The 17,345-nt window shown below is 72.3% G+C and carries 19 protein-coding genes and 1 tRNA gene; 13 read left to right on the forward strand and 7 right to left on the reverse strand.

Annotation, left to right across the window (positions count from 1 at the left end; all coding sequences use genetic code 11):
- Window positions 1-74 precede the first annotated feature (74 nt).
- Window positions 75-148, forward strand: a tRNA-Met gene (locus tag ACZ4Z3_RS10880).
- 167 nt (window positions 149-315) lie between these two features.
- On the opposite strand, the gene ACZ4Z3_RS10885 is transcribed toward ACZ4Z3_RS10880, so the two are convergent.
- The 3 genes from ACZ4Z3_RS10885 to hisN form a co-directional block, all read right to left on the reverse strand.
- On the reverse strand, window positions 316-732 hold the full coding sequence (locus ACZ4Z3_RS10885; protein WP_468500644.1) for a Fur family transcriptional regulator: 417 nt from the start codon (window positions 730-732) through the stop codon (window positions 316-318).
- Between the two features lie 270 nt (window positions 733-1,002).
- On the reverse strand, window positions 1,003-1,395 hold the full coding sequence (locus tag ACZ4Z3_RS10890; protein WP_055515600.1) for a CBS domain-containing protein: 393 nt from the start codon (window positions 1,393-1,395) through the stop codon (window positions 1,003-1,005).
- 192 nt (window positions 1,396-1,587) lie between these two features.
- Window positions 1,588-2,388 (reverse strand): histidinol-phosphatase, encoded by an 801-nt coding sequence (gene hisN / locus ACZ4Z3_RS10895; RefSeq protein ID WP_468500645.1) that lies wholly within the window; start codon window positions 2,386-2,388, stop codon window positions 1,588-1,590.
- Between the two features lie 258 nt (window positions 2,389-2,646).
- On the opposite strand from hisN, the gene ACZ4Z3_RS10900 reads away from it, so the two are divergent.
- Window positions 2,647-3,282, forward strand: coding sequence for a TetR/AcrR family transcriptional regulator (locus tag ACZ4Z3_RS10900; protein ID WP_468500646.1), 636 nt, complete (start codon window positions 2,647-2,649; stop codon window positions 3,280-3,282).
- On the opposite strand, the gene ACZ4Z3_RS10905 is transcribed toward ACZ4Z3_RS10900, so the two are convergent.
- The 4 genes from ACZ4Z3_RS10905 to ACZ4Z3_RS10920 form a co-directional block, all read right to left on the reverse strand.
- Window positions 3,279-3,602: a DMT family transporter gene (locus ACZ4Z3_RS10905; protein ID WP_468500647.1), complete on the reverse strand. Its 324-nt coding sequence runs from the start codon at window positions 3,600-3,602 to the stop codon at window positions 3,279-3,281. The genes ACZ4Z3_RS10900 and ACZ4Z3_RS10905 overlap by 4 nt on opposite strands.
- Before the next feature lie 186 nt (window positions 3,603-3,788).
- Window positions 3,789-4,802, reverse strand: a complete 1,014-nt coding sequence (gene rsgA, locus ACZ4Z3_RS10910; protein WP_468500648.1) for a ribosome small subunit-dependent GTPase A — start codon at window positions 4,800-4,802, stop codon at window positions 3,789-3,791.
- 16 nt (window positions 4,803-4,818) lie between these two features.
- Entirely contained in the window at window positions 4,819-6,156 is a 1,338-nt protein-coding gene (aroA, locus tag ACZ4Z3_RS10915; RefSeq protein ID WP_468500649.1) for a 3-phosphoshikimate 1-carboxyvinyltransferase, read from the reverse strand.
- A gap of 135 nt (window positions 6,157-6,291) precedes the next feature.
- Window positions 6,292-7,014, reverse strand: a complete 723-nt coding sequence (locus tag ACZ4Z3_RS10920; RefSeq protein ID WP_468500650.1) for a M50 family metallopeptidase — start codon at window positions 7,012-7,014, stop codon at window positions 6,292-6,294.
- A gap of 344 nt (window positions 7,015-7,358) precedes the next feature.
- Between ACZ4Z3_RS10920 and ACZ4Z3_RS10925 the strand changes: the two genes are divergently transcribed.
- The 11 genes from ACZ4Z3_RS10925 to def all read left to right on the forward strand — a co-directional run bounded on the left by ACZ4Z3_RS10925 (window position 7,359) and on the right by def (window position 17,330).
- Entirely contained in the window at window positions 7,359-8,174 is an 816-nt protein-coding gene (locus tag ACZ4Z3_RS10925) for an SOS response-associated peptidase (RefSeq protein WP_099967564.1), read from the forward strand.
- Window position 8,175: 1 nt separating this feature from the next.
- On the forward strand, window positions 8,176-8,820 hold the full coding sequence (locus tag ACZ4Z3_RS10930; RefSeq protein ID WP_468500651.1) for an alpha/beta hydrolase family protein: 645 nt from the start codon (window positions 8,176-8,178) through the stop codon (window positions 8,818-8,820).
- A 374-nt stretch (window positions 8,821-9,194) separates the two neighbouring features.
- On the forward strand, window positions 9,195-9,866 hold the full coding sequence (gene sigR / locus ACZ4Z3_RS10935; protein WP_055523577.1) for an RNA polymerase sigma factor SigR: 672 nt from the start codon (window positions 9,195-9,197) through the stop codon (window positions 9,864-9,866).
- Entirely contained in the window at window positions 9,863-10,174 is a 312-nt protein-coding gene (gene rsrA / locus ACZ4Z3_RS10940) for a mycothiol system anti-sigma-R factor (RefSeq protein ID WP_055523575.1), read from the forward strand. Before sigR ends, rsrA begins: the two co-directional genes overlap by 4 nt.
- A gap of 182 nt (window positions 10,175-10,356) precedes the next feature.
- Entirely contained in the window at window positions 10,357-11,199 is an 843-nt protein-coding gene (locus ACZ4Z3_RS10945) for a DUF4388 domain-containing protein (RefSeq protein ID WP_468500652.1), read from the forward strand.
- A gap of 437 nt (window positions 11,200-11,636) precedes the next feature.
- Entirely contained in the window at window positions 11,637-11,819 is a 183-nt protein-coding gene (locus ACZ4Z3_RS10950; protein WP_468500653.1) for a hypothetical protein, read from the forward strand.
- Between the two features lie 57 nt (window positions 11,820-11,876).
- A complete protein-coding gene (locus tag ACZ4Z3_RS10955) occupies window positions 11,877-12,266 on the forward strand; it encodes a roadblock/LC7 domain-containing protein (RefSeq protein ID WP_468500654.1) in 390 nt (129 codons plus the stop codon).
- Window positions 12,267-12,652: 386 nt separating this feature from the next.
- Window positions 12,653-14,158 (forward strand): HD-GYP domain-containing protein, encoded by a 1,506-nt coding sequence (locus tag ACZ4Z3_RS10960; RefSeq protein WP_468500655.1) that lies wholly within the window; start codon window positions 12,653-12,655, stop codon window positions 14,156-14,158.
- Entirely contained in the window at window positions 14,155-15,411 is a 1,257-nt protein-coding gene (locus ACZ4Z3_RS10965; RefSeq protein ID WP_468500656.1) for an HD-GYP domain-containing protein, read from the forward strand. The genes ACZ4Z3_RS10960 and ACZ4Z3_RS10965 overlap by 4 nt, the downstream gene beginning before the upstream one ends.
- Before the next feature lie 126 nt (window positions 15,412-15,537).
- On the forward strand, window positions 15,538-16,545 hold the full coding sequence (locus ACZ4Z3_RS10970; protein ID WP_468500657.1) for a tetratricopeptide repeat protein: 1,008 nt from the start codon (window positions 15,538-15,540) through the stop codon (window positions 16,543-16,545).
- A 134-nt stretch (window positions 16,546-16,679) separates the two neighbouring features.
- Window positions 16,680-17,330, forward strand: a complete 651-nt coding sequence (gene def, locus ACZ4Z3_RS10975) for a peptide deformylase (protein ID WP_107463221.1) — start codon at window positions 16,680-16,682, stop codon at window positions 17,328-17,330.
- Window positions 17,331-17,345 lie beyond the last annotated feature (15 nt).

Consider the following 17,345-nt stretch of genomic DNA (forward strand, 5'->3'; position numbering starts at 1 on the left):
CGCCCGTGGGTCCCGTCCCGGCACTGAAGCGATTTGCGCTGGTCGACGGGGCCACGTAAGGTTGCGTTTACCGACGCGGGGTGGAGCAGCTCGGTAGCTCGCTGGGCTCATAACCCAGAGGTCGCAGGTTCAAATCCTGTCCCCGCTACTGAAGGCCGAAGGCCCGGAACCGATCAGGTTCCGGGCCTTCGGTGTATGTGACCACGGCCTAGCGCGAGGATGCCGCGGCCGAAGAACGGCGAAGCCCCCGGCAGCAGATCCGCCGGGGGCTGTCGTGTGCGTGTGGCGTGGTGAGAAGCGGAGTGGCTGGCGGGTCTACGCCGTCGCGCAGTTCGGGCAGACGCCTCGGTAGGTCACCTCGACGTCGGAGACGGTGAAGCCGAAGCGCTCCGAGGAGGGCAGGTCCGCGAGCGGGTTGCCGGTGGGGTGGACGTCGCGGATCGTGCCGCAGCGGGCGCAGACCAGGTGGTGGTGCGGGCGGTGCGCGTTCGGGTCGTACCGCTTGGCGCGCTTGTCCGTCGCGACCTCGAGCACCTCGCCCAGGGAGACCAGCTCACCCAGGGTGTTGTAGACGGTCGCCCGGGAGATCTCCGGCAGCTTGGACACAGCGCGCGCGTGTACCTCGTCGGCCGTCAGATGGACGTGCTCGCCGTCGAGGACCTCGGCCACGACACGGCGCTGCGCGGTCATACGCCATCCGCGTCCGCGCAGCCGCTCCAGAAGGTCACTCATACAGGTCAGCGTAACAGCCCGGGGGACAGATTCCGAATGGGTGTGACTTTGGAATGCATATTGACTTGGATTTTGTCCAATGTAAGATCTGGCACGTGAAGTGGTGCTGCAAGGCCCGTGCCGGCCTCGGCCGGAGAGCGGCGGACGGCACCGCCCGGACCTCGGCAAGTGCCTGGTGGGCCGCCGTCCAGGCTCTGTGTGGTCGGCCAGGGTTGGACCGCTTGCCGTCGGGACGGGCCGGGACTCCTCGGGGTCCCGGCCCGGTCGGGGTCATGCCGGCGCGTGCTGTCGCGCCGGGGCCCAGCAGCGGATGATGTCGCGGACGGAGACGATGCCGACGGGCGCGGCCTCGTCGAGCACGATCAGATGCCGGAAGCCGCCGTGCGCCATGGCGCGGGCGGCGTCTTCCAGCGTCCAGGACGGCGCGGCGAACACGACGTCGTTGGTGGTGTGGGCGTGGGCGCGCTCGATGTCCGGGCTCTGGCCCAGACCGACGGAGTTGAGGACGTCGCGTTCGGTGAGGATGCCGAGTCCGCCTGCGTCGGGGTCGAGAACCACGGCCGCGCCCACGCGGCGTGCGGACATCAGGGCGGCGGCCTGGCGGAGCGTGTGGTCGGGGCCGATGGTGAGAACCACCGTGCTCATGGCGTCGCGGACGAGCATGGAGTGCGGTCACCTCCTGGAGAACCATGGCAGTCGTCATGACGGCGCACCGGCGCGCCTGTTGAGCACTGCACAAGTTCACAAGTGGGGGGACTGCCAGCTTCCCAGGCAAAGAGAGGGTCAACAAGAGGGCGCGCGTGGTCAGTTCAGGGCGCCTTGGGATCACTTCACAGCCGCACGCGCACCAGCGATTCAGTAGCGCTGGTTCAGGTAACCCAGCAGTTCGTCGTGGAGCAGGCCGTTCGAGGCGGCCGCGTTGCCGCTGTGCGGGCCGGGGCGGCCGTCGAGTCCGGTGAAGGTGCCGCCGGCCTCGGTGACGATGATCGCGTTGGCGGCCATGTCCCACAGTGACAGCTCGGGTTCGGCGCACAGGTCGATCGCGCCCTCGGCCACCAGCATGTACGGCCAGAAGTCGCCGTACGCGCGCGTGCGCCACACCTCGCGGGTCAGGTCCAGGAAGCCGTTCAGGCTGCCGCGATCCTCCCAGCCGCTGAGCGAGGAGTACGCGAAGGACGCGTCCGACAGCTTCGAGACACGGGAGACGTGGAGGCGGGAGGACGAGCTGAGGCTGCGGCCGGTGAACGCGCCGTGGCCCTTCGCCGCCCACCAGCGGCGGCCGAGGGCGGGCGCCGAGACCACGCCGACGACGGGCTGGTAGCCGCCCTCGCCCGCCTCCATCAGCGAGATCAGGGTCGCCCATACGGGCACGCCGCGGACGTAGTTCTTGGTGCCGTCGATCGGGTCGACGACCCAGCGGCGGGGGCCGGTGCCCTCGACGCCGTACTCCTCGCCGAGGACCGCGTCCCGGGGGCGGGAGCGCTGGAGATGGCCGCGGATGAGTTCCTCGGCGGCCTTGTCGGCCTCACTCACCGGAGTCATGTCGGGCTTCGTCTCCACCTTGAGGTCGAGGGCCTTGAAGCGGGACATGGTGCTCGCGTCGGCGGCGTCCGCGAGGACGTGGGCGAAGCGGAGGTCGTCGAGGTAGTCGGCCATGGTGCGAACGGTATCCGCCGAGGTCGGTGCGGGGCCATAGGGGGCCCGGGGCAAGGGCGCCCGGAGGAGTTCGGGGCGCCCCCGGGGGTGCGGCGCGGCGCTGTGCGGGTACCTGACGCCGACGGGATCCTCCGGGTGTTCCGTCGGCCCGCGCAGGTTGGCCGGAGTGCGCCCGTCGGCACTCTCGCGAACCCTTGACAGTGGGTTGATGCGCGTCAAATCTGAGGGCCAGAGCCGCCCGCTCGTATCAGGGAGGCGATGATGCCTGCAGCGCGGGAATCCTTGTTGGACGCCGCTTACACGGCGCTGGTGCGCCGCCCGTGGTCCACCGTGCGGATGGTCGACGTGGCGGCGGTGGCAGGAGTGTCACGCCAGACGCTGTACAACGAGTTCGGCAGCAAGGAAGGGCTCGCCCGGGCCCTGGTCCGCAGGGAGGCGGACGGCTATCTCGCGGGGGTCGAACGGGCGTTGGCCACCCCGGTGGACAGCCGGGAGCGGCTCGCCGCGACCGCCGAGTGGACCGTGGCGGTCTCCCGGAGCAACCTGCTCGTACGGGCCATGCTCACCGGGTGCTGGAGCGAGCGGCTGCCGGTGCTGACGCTCTCGGCGGTGCCCTCGTCCTCCTTGGTGCCCGCGCAGCGCCGCGCGGACGGGCCGCTGCCCGCGCCCTCGGACTTCGTGGCGCTCGTCCGCGACCGGGCCGTCGCGGCACTGTCGCCGCCCGGCACCGCCAGGGCGGACTCGGTGGAACTGGCCCGTTCCTGCGAACTCGCCGTCCGGCTCGCCCTGTCCTGCGTCGCGGCGCCGCCGCGCGAGGGCGGGGTCACCGAGCTGGTGCGGACCGCCCTGCCACGCCAGCTGAGCGGGCCCCTTGTCCAGCCGAGGCGCAGCTAGTGGGCCGAGCCCGAGAGCTGGAGGCCCACGACGCCCACGATGACGAGGGTGATCGAGACGATCTTCAGGGTGGACACCACGTCGCCGAGGAAGATCATCCCGTAGATCGCCGTACCGGCCGCGCCGATCCCCGTCCAGACCGCGTAGGCCGGGCCGACGTCGAGCTTCCTCAGGGAGAGGGTCAGCAGCCCGAAGCTGCCGAGGGCGAAGACGCAGAAGGCGACGGTGGGCCAGAGTCTGGTGAATCCGTGCGAGAGCTTCAGACAGACGGCGAAGCCGGTCTCCAGCAGACCTGCCACGACCACCAGCAGCCACGCCATGTCTCGTCCTCCCGTGTCCCCACGTTCCGTGACCGCTTCGTCCGATCTCGCCTGATCTCTTCAGGTCTCATCTGGTCTGGATCAGACTTGGTGCGATTATGCACTTACCGGGTGGAGGGGGGCGCAAACAACGCGGAGGTAGTCGCCTTCCCGCGGGCGGGGTCAGTCGCCTTCGCTCGGGCGGCGTCAGTCGCCTTCCCGTCGTTCGCGGGTCGAGAGCAGTCGGCGCAGGGAATACAGCCGCGCCGGGTCCGCGTGCCCGTCGGCGACCCACTGGTCCAGGGCGCAGTCCTGCTCGTCGTGGCTGCACGCGCGCGGACAGCCCTCGGTGCCGGCCTCCAGGTCGGGGAAGGCGTGGATGACCCGCGTCGGGTCGATGTGGGCGAGGCCGAAGGAGCGGACGCCGGGGGTGTCCACCACCCAGCCGCCGTCGGAGTCCGCGAGGGGCAGGGCCAGCGCCGAGGTCGTGGTGTGCCGGCCGCGGCCGGTCACCGCGTTGACATGGCCGGTCGTCCGGCGCCGGTCCTCGGGGACGAGCGCGTTGACCAGGGTCGTCTTGCCCACGCCCGAGTGGCCGACGAACGCCGTGACCTTGCCGTCGAGGTGCGCGCGCACCCGGTCCGCCGCGGCACCCTGCTCCAGCTCCTCGCGGCTCGTCACCACGAAGGGGATGTCCAGGGCCCCGTACAGCTCCAGGAGCTTGTCGGGGGAGGCGAGGTCCGACTTCGTCAGGACGAGGAGGGGTTCGAGGCCGCCGTCGTACGCCGCGACCAGACAGCGGTCGATGAGTCGTGGGCGGGGCTCGGGGTCGGCGAGGGCGGTGACGATGGCGAGCTGGTCGGCGTTGGCGACGACGACACGCTCGTACGGATCGTCGTCGTCGGCGGTGCGGCGCAGCACCGACGAGCGGTCGGCGATGCGGACGATGCGGGCGAGGGTGTCCTTCTTGCCGGAGAGGTCCCCGACCAGGGCGACGGTGTCGCCGACGACCGCGGCCTTGCGGCCCAGTTCACGGGCCTTCATCGCGATCACGATCCGGTCCTCGACGAGGCAGGTCAGCCGGCCCCGGTCGACGGTGAGGACCATGCCGTCGGCGGCGTCCTCGTGCTTCGGACGGATGTTCGTGCGGGGGCGGTTGCCCTTGCGGTTGGGACGGCTCCGGATGTCGTCCTCGTCGGTGTGCTTGCCGTAGCGGCGCATGATCGTCGTCCGCCCGTCAGTTCCCGAGCATCCCGGCCCACAGTTCGGGGAAGTCCGGCAGTGTCTTGGCCGTCGTCGCCACGTTCTCGATCCGCACGTCCTTCACCGCCAGGCCGATGATCGCGCCGGCGGTGGCCATGCGGTGGTCGTCGTAGGTGTGGAAGACACCGCCGTGCAGGGGGCGCGGGCGGATGTGGAGGCCGTCGGCGGTCTCGGTGACGTCGCCGCCGAGTTCGTTGATCTCCTTGGTGAGCGCGGCCAGCCGGTCCGTCTCGTGGAGGCGGAGGTGGGCGACGCCGCGCAGCGTCGACGGGGAGTCGGCGAGGGCGGCGACCGCCGCGATACCGGGGGTCAGCTCGCCGACCTCGGCGAGGTCCACGTCGATGCCGTGGATCGCGCCGGAGCCGGTGAACACCAGCCCGTACTCGGTGAGTTCGCAGGAACCGCCCATCTCGGTGAAGATCTCGCGGAGCTGGTCACCGGGCTGGGTGGTGCGCGCGGGCCAGTCGGGGACGACGACCTTGCCGCCGGTCACCAGGGCCGCCGCCAGGAACGGCTGGGCGTTGGACAGGTCCGGCTCGATCGTCAGGTCACGGCCGAGCAGCGCGCCCGGTGTGACCCGCCAGACGTTGGGCTCGCCGCCCGACTCCGGGGTGTCCACCTGGGCGCCCACCGAGCGCAGCATGTCGACGGTCATCCGGATGTGCGGCATGGAGGGCAGCGTCGAGCCGATGTGCCGGACCTCCACGCCCTGGTTGAAGCGCGGCGCGGACAGAAGGAGGGCGCTCACGAACTGCGAGGAGGACGAGGCGTCGATCTCCACCGGGCCGCCGTCGAGGGCGCCGCTGCCGTGGACCGTCAGCGGCAGGGCGCCGCGGCCGTCGTCGTCGATCCGGGCACCGAGCGCGCGCAGGCCGTCGATCACGCCGTTCAGGGGGCGCTCGTACGACCTCGGGTCGCCGTCGAAGCGGATGGGGCCGTCGGCGAGGGCCGCCACCGGGGGCAGGAAGCGCATGACCGTGCCGGCGTTGCCGACGTCGACGGTGGCCGGGCCGCGCAGTCCCGCGGGCAGGACGCGCCACGCCTCGCCGGAGACGGCGGAGCCGCTCGTGGCCGAGGAACTGGACGACACCGTCTCCTCGATGCCGACGCCCATCGCCCGCAGAGCGGCCGCCATCAGGAGGGTGTCACGGGAGCGGAGGGGGCGGCGCAGCCAGCCCGGCTCGCTGGCGAGGGCGGCGAGGACGAGGGCGCGGTTGGTGACGGACTTGGACCCGGGCACGTGGACCGTCGCGTCGACGGCTCCGCTCGCGTGCGGGGCGGGCCAGAGGGCGGGCTGTGCGTTCAGGGCCATGGGGCCACTTTAGTGGGGGTTCGCTCCGCCGGGCTCAGCCGGTTGACGTGCGTCGCTCGTCGCGTACACGTCCGTTCGGGGCGGTTCGTGGCCGATCCGCGCGGTGCCGCGTCGTACGGCCGTCACAGCTGACGGTCACAACCTCAGGAGCCACCTTCCGCCGCCCAGCAGCGCGCACACGGACACCACGTGGAACATCAGCAGCCACACGGTCGCCGGCACATGGGTCAGACGGGAGAGCTGGTCCGCGTCGGAGTCACCGGCCCCGCCCCGGCGGCGCTTGGCCTGGAGTTCGAAGGCGGGGCGCACACCGCCCAGGAGGAGGAACCACACCACCGCGTACGCGAAGGCCGCCTGGACCTGGGGGCCGGCGAGCCAGGAGACGACGACGAAGGTGCCGCCGGTGAGCACGACGGTGAGGGCGCCGTACGCGTTGCGGATCATGATCAGCATGGCCACCAGGAGGATCGTGGCGAGCCACAGGAGCAGCGTGATGCGGCCGGAACCGAGGAGGGCGGCGCCGCCGAGGCCGAGCAGCGGGGGAGCGGTGTAGCCGGCGGCCGCGGTGAGGATCATGCCGAGGCCGGTGGGCTTGCCGCGGCTGACGGTGAGGCCGCTGGTGTCGGAGTGCAGGCGTATGCCGGTCAGGGTGCGGCCGGTGAGCAGGGCGACCAGGCCGTGGCCGCCCTCGTGCGCGATGGTGATCGCGTTGCGCGAGAGCCGCCAGACGCCGTGCGGGACGACCGCGGCGAGCGCGGCCACCGCGGTGGCGATGACGACCCAGGTGTCGGGGTCGGGCTGGGTGCCGAAGACCTCGTCCCACAGGCTGGCCAGCGAGGTGGCTGCGGTGCTTTCCATGGTCGGCGGTGGCTCCTCCGGGTCGCGTCGGATCTGGAAGTGTGGCACTCGGGAGCGGACGTATGAGAGACGCCGGGGTGGCGGGGATCGTTCCTGGGGGGAAACCGGCTGGTCGCAGCGGTCGCAGCGGTCGCAGCGGTCGCAGCGGGGGCGGTGGTGGCAGATGTCGCAGCGGTGGCGGTCGGCACGAGGTCGGGGGTCGGGCCCGACGGAGGGGACGGATGGGGATACGGGGGTGCCTGGTGGGCAGCTGTTCGCGCCGTGCCCCGGTCGTGGTCTGCCACCCTTGGAAGACGTCCGGGTGGAGGACCCGGTGTGTGCGCGGGTCGGAGGGGTGGTTCGAGATGTGCGGGCGGTATGCGTCGAGTCGCAGGCCGGAGGATCTCGCGGGAGTCTTCGAGATCGAGAAGTGGGAGCCGGAGGAGACCCTGGAGCCCGATTACAACGTGGCCCCCACCAAGGAGGTCTACGCGGTTCTCGACCGCCCCCTCAAGGACACCGACGACAAGCGGCCGGTCCGCCAGCTGCGCAAGCTCAAGTGGGGGCTGGTCCCCTCCTGGTCCAAGAACCCCGAGGGCGCCGCCCGGATGATCAACGCCCGCGCGGAGACCGTCCACGAGAAGCCGTCGTACCGTCGCGCCTTCGCGTCCCGCCGCTGCATCCTGCCCGCCGACGGCTACTACGAGTGGGTCACCGGCAAGCACGAGCGGGACCTGGAGGTCGAGGGCAAGAAGAAGAGGCCGCGCAAGCAGCCGTACTTCGTGCTCCCCGCCGACGGATCCGTGTTCGCCATGGCCGGGCTGTACGAGTTCTGGCGGGACAAGACCCTGCCGGACGACCATCCGCAGGCCTGGTGGGTCACCTGCTCGGTGATCACGACGGAGGCGGAGACGACCCCGCTGGCCGTGGCGCCCGCGGACGGCCCGTTCACGCTGGCCGAGATCCACCCCCGGATGCCGTTGATGCTCACGCCCGACCGCTGGGACAGCTGGCTGGACCCGGCCCGGACGGATCCCGACGATCTGCGCGGCCTGCTGGAGCCGCCGCCCGCCGGACTGATGCGCGCCTACCCCGTCTCCACGGCCGTCAGCAACGTCCGCAACAACGCCCCGGAGCTGCTGAAGGAGCTGGAGGGCCCCGAGGAGGGCACACTCTTCTGACGTGAACGGCATCAGTGAAGAGATCGACACCGAGACGGGCACGGCCCGGGTCACCCGGCACGAGGCGCGGGACGCCCGATGGGTGCTCGCCGTGAGTCATGGCGCGGGCGGCGGTGTCGAGGCGCGCGATCTCCAGGCCCTCGCCGCCGTGCTCCCGGCGCACGGGGTGACCGTCGCGCTCGTCGAGCAGCCCTGGCGGGTGGCCGGCAAGAAGCTCGCACCCGCGCCGAAGACCCTGGACATCGGCTGGCGGGGCCTGTGGCCCGCGCTGACGGGGCCGGGGCTGCCCGTGATCGCGGGCGGGCGCAGCGCCGGGGCCCGGGTGGCCTGCCGTACCGCGCGGGAACTGGGCGCGGCCGCCGTGCTCGCGCTGAGCTTCCCGCTGCATCCGCCGGGCAAGCCGGAGAAGTCCCGCGCCGACGAACTGCTCGGCACCGGGGTGCCCACCCTGGTCGTCCAGGGCGGGAACGACACGTTCGGGAGGCCGGAGGAGTTCCCGAAGGGCCCCCACGCGCTCGTGGAGGTGCCGTACGGCGACCACGGGTTCGCCGTACCCAAGCGGGCGCCCATCGATCAGGCGGCGGCGCTGAAGGTGATCACCGACGGTGTCGTGGAGTGGATCGCCTCGCTGGGCCGCCCGAGCTGAGGTCGTCCGCCGGGCCGTGCTGAGGGCGCCTGCCGGGCCGTGCTGAGGGCGCCCGCCGGGCCGTGCTGAGGGCGCCCGCCGGGACGAGTGGAATGGGTCACTCGGTAAGGAGTCGGTGGGAAGGCGGGAATGTTGCGTGACGGTCCCCTGTTGTGCGGATCAGACAGCGCGAGACCGTGCTGACCGTCGTAGGAGAGGAAGTCCGCCGCATGGGTTCGACCATCTGCCCGACCCGCAGCAGCCGCGCTGACCTGGACTGGACGGTGCTGCACGCGGCGAAGAGCGCGCCTATTCGGGCGGCGGCGGGTGCGGATCGTCGTCTATCCTCCGAATCTGGTGGTACCGGTTTCGGTGCCGCACAGACACTGGAGGAGGTGGGTCCGGTCACTGGGACCGACGCAGGGACCGAACGGGGCCAGGCGGAGCAGCCCGAGGGCACGGAGACCGCCGCGGACCGCAACGCTCGTTTCGAGCGGGACGCGCTGGAGTTCCTCGACCAGATGTACTCGGCCGCGCTGCGCATGACGCGCAACCCCGCCGACGCCGAGGACCTGGTGCAGGAGACGTATGCCAAGGCATACGCGTCCTTCCACCAGTTCCGCGAGGGCACCAACCTGAAGGCCTGGCTGTACCGCATCCTCACGAACACCTTCATCAACTCGTACCGCAAGAAGCAGCGCGAGCCCCAGCGCAGTGCGGCCGAAGAGATCGAGGACTGGCAGCTGGCGCGCGCCGAGTCGCACATGTCGACGGGTCTGCGCTCGGCCGAGTCGCAGGCGCTCGATCACCTGCCCGACTCGGACGTGAAGGAAGCGCTGCAGGCGATCCCCGAGGAATTCCGCATCGCCGTCTACCTCGCCGATGTCGAGGGCTTTGCGTACAAGGAGATCGCCGACATCATGGGGACACCCATCGGTACGGTGATGTCCCGGCTGCACCGGGGCCGCCGTCAACTGCGCGGCATGCTCGAGGACTACGCCCGTGACCGCGGGCTGGTCCCGGCCGGCGCCGGAGAGTCGAACGAAGCGAAAGGCTCGGGCTCATGAGCTGCGGAGAGCCGCACGAGACGGATTGCAGCGAGATCCTCGATCATCTCTACGAGTTCCTCGACCGTGAGATGCCCGACGCCGACTGCACCAAGTTCGAGCACCACTTCGAGGAGTGCTCGCCGTGCCTGGAGAAGTACGGTCTCGAACAGGCCGTCAAGAAGCTGGTCAAGCGGTGCTGCGGGCAGGACGACGTGCCGACCGACCTGCGGGCCAAGGTCATGGGGCGGATCGATCTGATCCGCTCAGGGCAGGCGGTCCCCGAGCACGAGGTGACGGCCTCCCCGGCGACACCGCAGGAGACCTGAGCACCCGCCCATCAGTGGTGGTGCCTGAACTGAGCCCGTTCCGGGCACGGCCGTCCGGCCGTGCCCGGAACGGGCTCAGTCGTGTGCGGTGCCGGGAGCGATCAGACCTCCAGACCGGTCTCCACGCGCTTCAGGGCCCTGGCGCTGCGCAGCCTCGGTGACCGGGCCCGAGAGGTGCTGGCGTGAAGACACCCTCGGCCCGCAATGTGCCGGCCCTGCTCCAGGCGCTGCACCAGGAGGGCTTCACCGGCACGGTACGGGTCGCCGGTGCCCCTGGTGGCACGATTCATCTCCGCGACGGCCGGGTCGGCGCGATCGAGACACCGGGCGCGCCGACCGCGACGTCCACACTGCTCGCCTCCGGCCGGATCGACGACGACGCCTGGCTCGCCGCGTGCGCGGCCGAGCCCGACGCGGACCGGCTGGGCCGCCATCTCGAGGCCGCGGGTCTGATCGGTGCCGCCGAACTGGAGGTCGTCTGCACGGCGGCCGTCTATGACGGGGCGTTCGCGATGGCGCTGAGCCCACCGGGGGACTGGGAACTGACCGACCGTGAGCCCACCCTCCTGGCCCGGCCCGGAGTCGCACCCCGCCCGCTGGCCGAGGAGACGACTCGCCGTATCGCGCTGCTGTCCCGGCTCCGGGGCCCCGCGGGTGATCTGGTCCGCGGCCGGCCCGCCCCGGTCGTCGACCTCGCGCACCCCGCTTCCGGCGGCGGACTGACGCCACGTCATCGCGAACTCGTCGAGAGCGCCAACGGGCGTCGCACCCCGCGCGACATCGCCTTCGCCCGTGGGCGCGGACTCTACGCGGTGATGCTGGACCTGATCCGGCTGGAGGCGCTCGGCGCCGTCCGCTGGGAGACCACGACCGTGCCCGAGGGGCGGCCCAGCACCGCGCCCCGGGTGCCCCCGCGGACCGCGCCATCGGCCGACGAACCGTCCCCGAGGGCCGGGCCCCTGCCCAGACGCAGGCCGGGCGGGGGCTTCCCCGTCGGCGAGTTCGGCGCTGAGGACGGGGAGTGAGCGCAGACCAGGACCCGGCCCGCAAGCGCCGACGACGCACCAAGGCCGCCCGCCTCCGGCGGAGGCAGGCCCCCAGAACCCCGCCGGGCCCCGACCACCCGGCCCCCATCCCCCGACCCGCGCCTTCCTGCGAGGCGGCACCCAGCCCGGCCGCATCCAGCCGACCCGCACCCAGCCCGGCCGCATCCAGCCCGGCCGCATCCAGCCAACCCACACCCAGCCCGGCCACATCCAGCCAACCCACACCCAGCCCGGCCACACCCAGCCGACCCGCACCCAGCCCGGCCGTACCCACCGAGCCCGATCCCGCCGCCCAACCGCCTTCGTCCGCCGAATCCGATCCCAGCGCCCCCACGCAGCCTTCGGCCGAAACGAAGGGCGCACCCGTGAAACCGCCCCCGTTACCCGTACGCGGAGCCGCGCGCGGCACAGGGCCCGTGCCCGGTGCGGACACCGGGGGCGACGCGTCGGAGACCACCGCCGCACTGCCTCCCTTCCCTCCCCTGTCCCTGCTGTCGCCCGAGGAACTCCTCGCCCACCAGCCTTCCCTCGACATGCTGCGGCGCGTCCGCCGCGGGCTTCGGGCTCTCCCCGAGTCGGACCGGAACCCGTCCGACTGAGCCCCTACGGACCCCACCCTCCCCACCGCAGACATCCGGACCAAGGAGCACGTCCCCATGACCGCACACGCCTCGACCGAAACACTCACCGGCATCCTGACCTCGCTGCGTGACCGGGTCCTGGGCGTCTCCGAGAGCGTCCTGTCCACCGTGGACGGGCTCCTCGTCGTCGCCGACGTCGACAAGGTGCACCCCGAGTCCGTCGCCGCGCTGGCCGCCGCGACGCTCGGCGTCAGCCGCCGCATGGCCGACCAGTCCGGCTCCGGCGCGCTCCGCGAGGTGGTCGTCCGTTGCGGAGCCGGTCACGTCATCGTCGTGGCCGTCGGCGAACGGACCCTTCTGACCGTCATGGGCGACGACGGCCTAGACATCGCCGCGTTCCAACGCGAGTCCCCGGCCACCGTGGGCCAACTCACCAAGGCCCTCGCGGCGGACGTGGCGGGCTGAGAGGGGCGGACGTCGCGGTTGAGGTGCGGCGGGCGGACATGGTCGGTCGTGATTGGGGGCGGACGTGACGGCTGGAGAGGGGCGGACACGACCGGTCGTGACAGCCGGCGGACGGGGCGGGCAGCGGACGCACAGGCGGACGCGGTGAGCTCAGTCAGGTCGTGTGCGCCTCCGCTCACAACCCCGTCCCTCCCCTCACAGCCCCGTTTCTTCCCCTCACACCCCCGTCCCCTCCCGTCACACCGCCGCCCCTCCCCTCCCTCCAGGCACCCATTTCACCCGAATGAGTTAATCCGGCCATCGTGGTCCAGGGGATTCACCCGTAGTCACCCCCACTCGGCCAGTCCCGCCCTACGCTCCGGAAGCTGAAACTCGGGAGGGACGCCATGAGGTCGGTTCCGGCATGGGCACGTGCGTACGTCGCCTGTACCGTGCTCGCGGCCCTCGCCTGTCTCACCGGGCTTCCGGGCCTACGGGCCCCCTGGTGGGCGGTGGCCCTGCTCGCCGCGCTGTACGCCGGGTGCGAGCAGATCACCCGGTGTCGTTTCGTCGGCCACCTCGCTCCCCGGGGCATGGGCACCTTCTTCCCGGTGCTCCTCGCGGGCGCCTTCCTGCTGCCGCCCCCTGCCGCGGCGCTGGTCGCGGTGCCGGGCGCGCTGATGTCCCGCGTCGAACAGCGGCCGCGCCGGCTGCGACGGGTCTGGCGCGCGGCACAGCTGGTCCTCGCGGTCTGGGCCGCGTCCTGGACGCACGGGGTGCTCGGCGGCCGGGACGCGGTCGCCGGCCCCGACTTCCCTTACGCGCTGCTGCCCGCCGGAGCCGCCGTGCTGACGTTCTGCGCCGTGCTCACCCTCCTCGACGGCGGCATCCTGGCACTCGCCGAGCGGGTGCCGTGGCGCACCGCCTGGCGGGGGCTCCTCCTCCGGGCGCTGGCACCGGTCGCGGCGCACGGGCTCGCCGGGCTGATGATGGCCGTGCTCTGGCGCAGCCCGTACGGGCCCGTCGCCGCGCTGCTGGTCCTGCTGCCGATGTACGTGTCCTGCTGGGTCTTCGCGCAGTACCACCGTGAGCGGGCGGCGCACCAGGCGACCATCCGGGCGCTCGTGCAGGCCGTCGACATCAAGGACGCCTATACGCGTGGCCACAGCGAACGGGTCGGGCAGGCGTCCCTGATGATCGCCCGTGAGCTGGGCATGGACGACGACCGCGCCGAGGTGCTGCGCTTCGCCGGGATCCTGCATGACGTGGGGAAACTGGGGGTGCCGACGCGGCTGCTGCGCAAGGACGGGCCGCTCACCCCGGAGGAGCGGCGGATCGTCGAACTGCATCCCGAATACGGGCACGAGATGGTGCGCGGGATCTCCTTCCTCGGCGAGGCGCGGGCGGCGGTCCTGCACCACCACGAGCGGATGGACGGGAGCGGATACCCCTACGGGCTGGTCGGGAGCGAGATCCCCGAGTTCGCGCGGCTGGTGGCCGTGGCCGACGCGTTCGACGCGATGACCTCGACCCGGTCCTACCGGCGGGGGCGCCCGGTCACCGCCGCGCTGGCGGAGCTGGAGCGCTGCGCCGGCACGCAGTTCGACCCCGTGATGGTGGGAGCGCTGGGACGGGCACTGTCCCGCTGCGGCTGGGAGCCCCTGGTGACCACGGCGCCACGCGGAAACGTACCGGCGCCGGGGGCACCTGCTGTTGAGCGTGGCGCGGGGGCGGGCGGAGGGCCCGTGCCCGGTGCGGCGACGCGCGGCGTGGCCGGGGGTGGAGTCCCCGAGCGTGGCGCCACCACGGGCGGGGAGCCCGGGACCTGCCCCGCCGAGCAGACAGCGGCCCAGTGGGGAGCGGGTGATGGGGGAGCCGTCGAGCGCGATGCCGCCGGGAGGCGGGGCCGGTGACCTCTCCGAGAGGGGCTCCGGTCCAGCTCCTCCCCGTCCTCCTCCGCTGCCTCGCCGCCCTGCTCGTGCTCGCCGGCCTGGGGCACACCCTCCGATACGGCCTCGACGAGCCCGGAGTCGCTCTCGTGTTCGGAGTGCTGGTGGGCGCGGGGGAGCTGTCCCGCTGGCGCGGGGCGGAGGGCAGGGAGCAGGCGCCGCTGGGTGCGGCCGGAGGGCTCGCGTACGCGCTGCTGGGGGAGTGCGCGGGGCGCTCGACGGCGCACGGGGTGCCGCAGGTCGTGGCCGTCGTCGCCGTGGGCGCGCTGCTCGGGTGTGCGCCCCACGTGGCGAGGGGGCGCGGGACCACCGCCGACCACCTCACCCGGCGGGTCCTCACCGTCGCCTTCGCCGCCGTGTGCTTCCAGCCCCTGCACGACAGCGGACGGCTGCTGGGCTGGAGCGGGCACGCGCGCGTGCTGCTGCTCCTCGGGCTGCTCGTGGTGACCGCCCTGTGCGACGCCGTCCTGGCGGCGGCCCTGGCACGGGCCCGGACGCGGTGGCCGTACGGGCCGTTGCTGCGGGACGAACTGCGGGGCCTCCTCGGGATCGGCTCGGCGGTGTGCGCGACCGGCGTCGTGATGGCCGTCGCGGTGGGGGTCGCCGGACTGTGGGCGCTGCCCGTGTTCTCGCTTCCGCTGCTGCTCACCCAGCTGTCGTTCCGGCGGTACGCGGCCGTGCGGACCACCTACCGGCAGACCATCGCCTCGCTGGCCAGGGCCACGGAGATCGCCGGGTACACCCCGCCCGGCCATGCCCGCAGGGTCGCCGCCCTCAGCCGTGAGGTGGGGCGGGAGCTGGGGCTCGGTGAACGGGAGCTGACCGTCCTGGAGTACGCGGCCCTCATGCACGACATCGGGCAGCTCAGCCTGGTCGACCCGGTGCCCGCCGGTGCCACCGCCGGCCTGCCGACGGCCCAGCAGCGCCGGATCGCGCTGCTGGGCGGCGCGGTCGTCCGGCAGACCGGGGTGGACACCGAGGTCGCCGTGGTGGTGGAGCGCCAGGCCGATCCCTACCGTGAGCAGCCGGTCGGTGCGCGGATCGTCCGGGCGGTGAACGCATACGAGGAGAAGACCCGGGAAGCAGGGCCCTCAGGGCCGCTCAGGGCCCTGGAGGAGCTGCGGCTCGCGACAGCACACGACTATCAGCCAGAGGTGGTCGAATCGCTTGCCAGGGTAGTCGCACGAGACGGTCTGACCTTGCCCGTGGTGGGGTAACCCATGGGTAATGAGCGGCTCTCCTTGCGTCCGTGGTTGGATGCGAGGGAGAGGGTGTACCGGGGGCGACGGCCGGCCCACTCCACGGAAACGGCAGGCGGGAACCGTAACTGGCAGGCGGGAAACGTGAGGATCTTCGGCAAGGGACGGCACAGGCCCTCCGCCTCGTGGCGGCAGGCCACCGACCGGGCGTTCACGCTCATCGGCGACGGTCGTTACGAGGACGCGGGGGCACTGCTGACCCGTGCCGCGGACCTGGAGCCGTGGCTGTCCGAGTCCTGGTTCAACCTCGCCCTGCTGCACAAGTTCCGGCACGACTGGGAGCAGGCCAGAGCGGCCGGGCTGAGGGCCGTCGCGCTACTCGACCGGGAGACCGGGGCACCCGACTGGTGGAACGTGGGCATCGCCGCCACCGCCCTGCAGGACTGGCCGCTGGCGCGCCGCGCCTGGCAGGCGTACGGGTTGCGGGTACCCGGCGGCGCGGCCCGGCCGAAGCCCGGGGGCGGCGTCGCGGACACCGGGGAGCCGGTCGGCATGGACCTGGGCAGCGCCGCCGTGCGGCTCTCGCCCGAGGGTGAGGCCGAGGTCGTGTGGGGGCGCAGGCTCGACCCGGCGCGCATAGAGGTGCTCTCCATTCCGCTGCCGTCGTCCGGCCGGCGCTGGGGTGAGGTCGTCCTCCACGACGGAGTCCCGCACGGCGAGCGGACCACGGCCGCCGGCCACGCGTACCCGGTGTTCGACGAGATCGAACTGTGGGCGCCGTCGCCGGTGCCGACCTGGGTGGTGCTGCTGGAGGCCGCCACGGAGTCCGACAGGGACGCGCTGGAACGGCTCGCGGCCGACGCGGGCTTCGCCGCCGAGGACTGGTCGTCGTCGGTGCGGCTGCTGTGCCGGCTGTGCTCGGAGTCCCGGATGCCGTCCGACGAGGGCGACGGGGACCACATGGACCCGCACGACCACAGCGAGCCGGGGCATCCCGGGCCGCTCGGGCATGTCACGGACGGGCAGTTGTGGGTGCCCGAGCGGGAGTGCGGCATCGCCGCGCCGGCGTCGTTGGTACGGGGGCTGCTCGACGGGTGGGTCGCCGACAGTCCTGATTCCCGGGCCTGGCGGGATCTCGAAGAGGTCTGCTAAAGGGTTGAGCGGTCGTACGCCGGGCACGGACCGCGCCCGGCCGGTCACGCGGTTGCCCGCGCTCCCCTCCGCCGCTGCCCGTACCCTGTATCAGCAACTCAGCCCTTGTTTTGTGAGGAAGGCGTACGTCTGTCATGGCTCAGCAGGACACCGAACAGCAGCACGTGGGCGTGCTCCCCGTCGACGACGAGGGGTTCGTCGTCGACACGGAGGACTGCGAGGAGCGCGAGCAGGCGTACCGCGAGCGCGGCACCTCGCGGCCCATCACCGTCGTCGGGAACCCGGTCCTGCACAAGGAGTGCAAGGACGTCACGGAGTTCGGCGACGAACTCGCCGAGCTCGTGGACGACATGTTCGCCAGCCAGCGCACCGCCGAGGGCGTGGGCCTCGCCGCCAACCAGATCGGCGTCGACCTGAAGGTGTTCGTGTACGACTGCCCCGACGACGAGGGCAACCGCCACGTAGGCGTCGTCTGCAACCCCAAGCTCGTCGAACTGCCCGCCGACAAGCGCCGGTTGGACGACAGCAACGAGGGCTGCCTGTCGGTGCCGACCGCGTACATGCCGCTCGCCCGGCCCGACTACGCCGAGGTCACCGGCCAGGACGAGAAGGGCAACCCGATCAAGGTCCGCGGCACCGGGTACTTCGCGCGCTGCCTCCAGCACGAGACCGACCACCTGTACGGCTACCTGTACATCGACCGGCTCTCCAAGCGCGACCGCAAGGACGCGCTGCGGCAGATGGCCGAGAACGAGCCCCGCTACCCCGTCGTCGCGAACGACTGAACCACCGCACGGAGA

This window comes from Streptomyces sp. NPDC030296, from assembly GCF_055572815.1.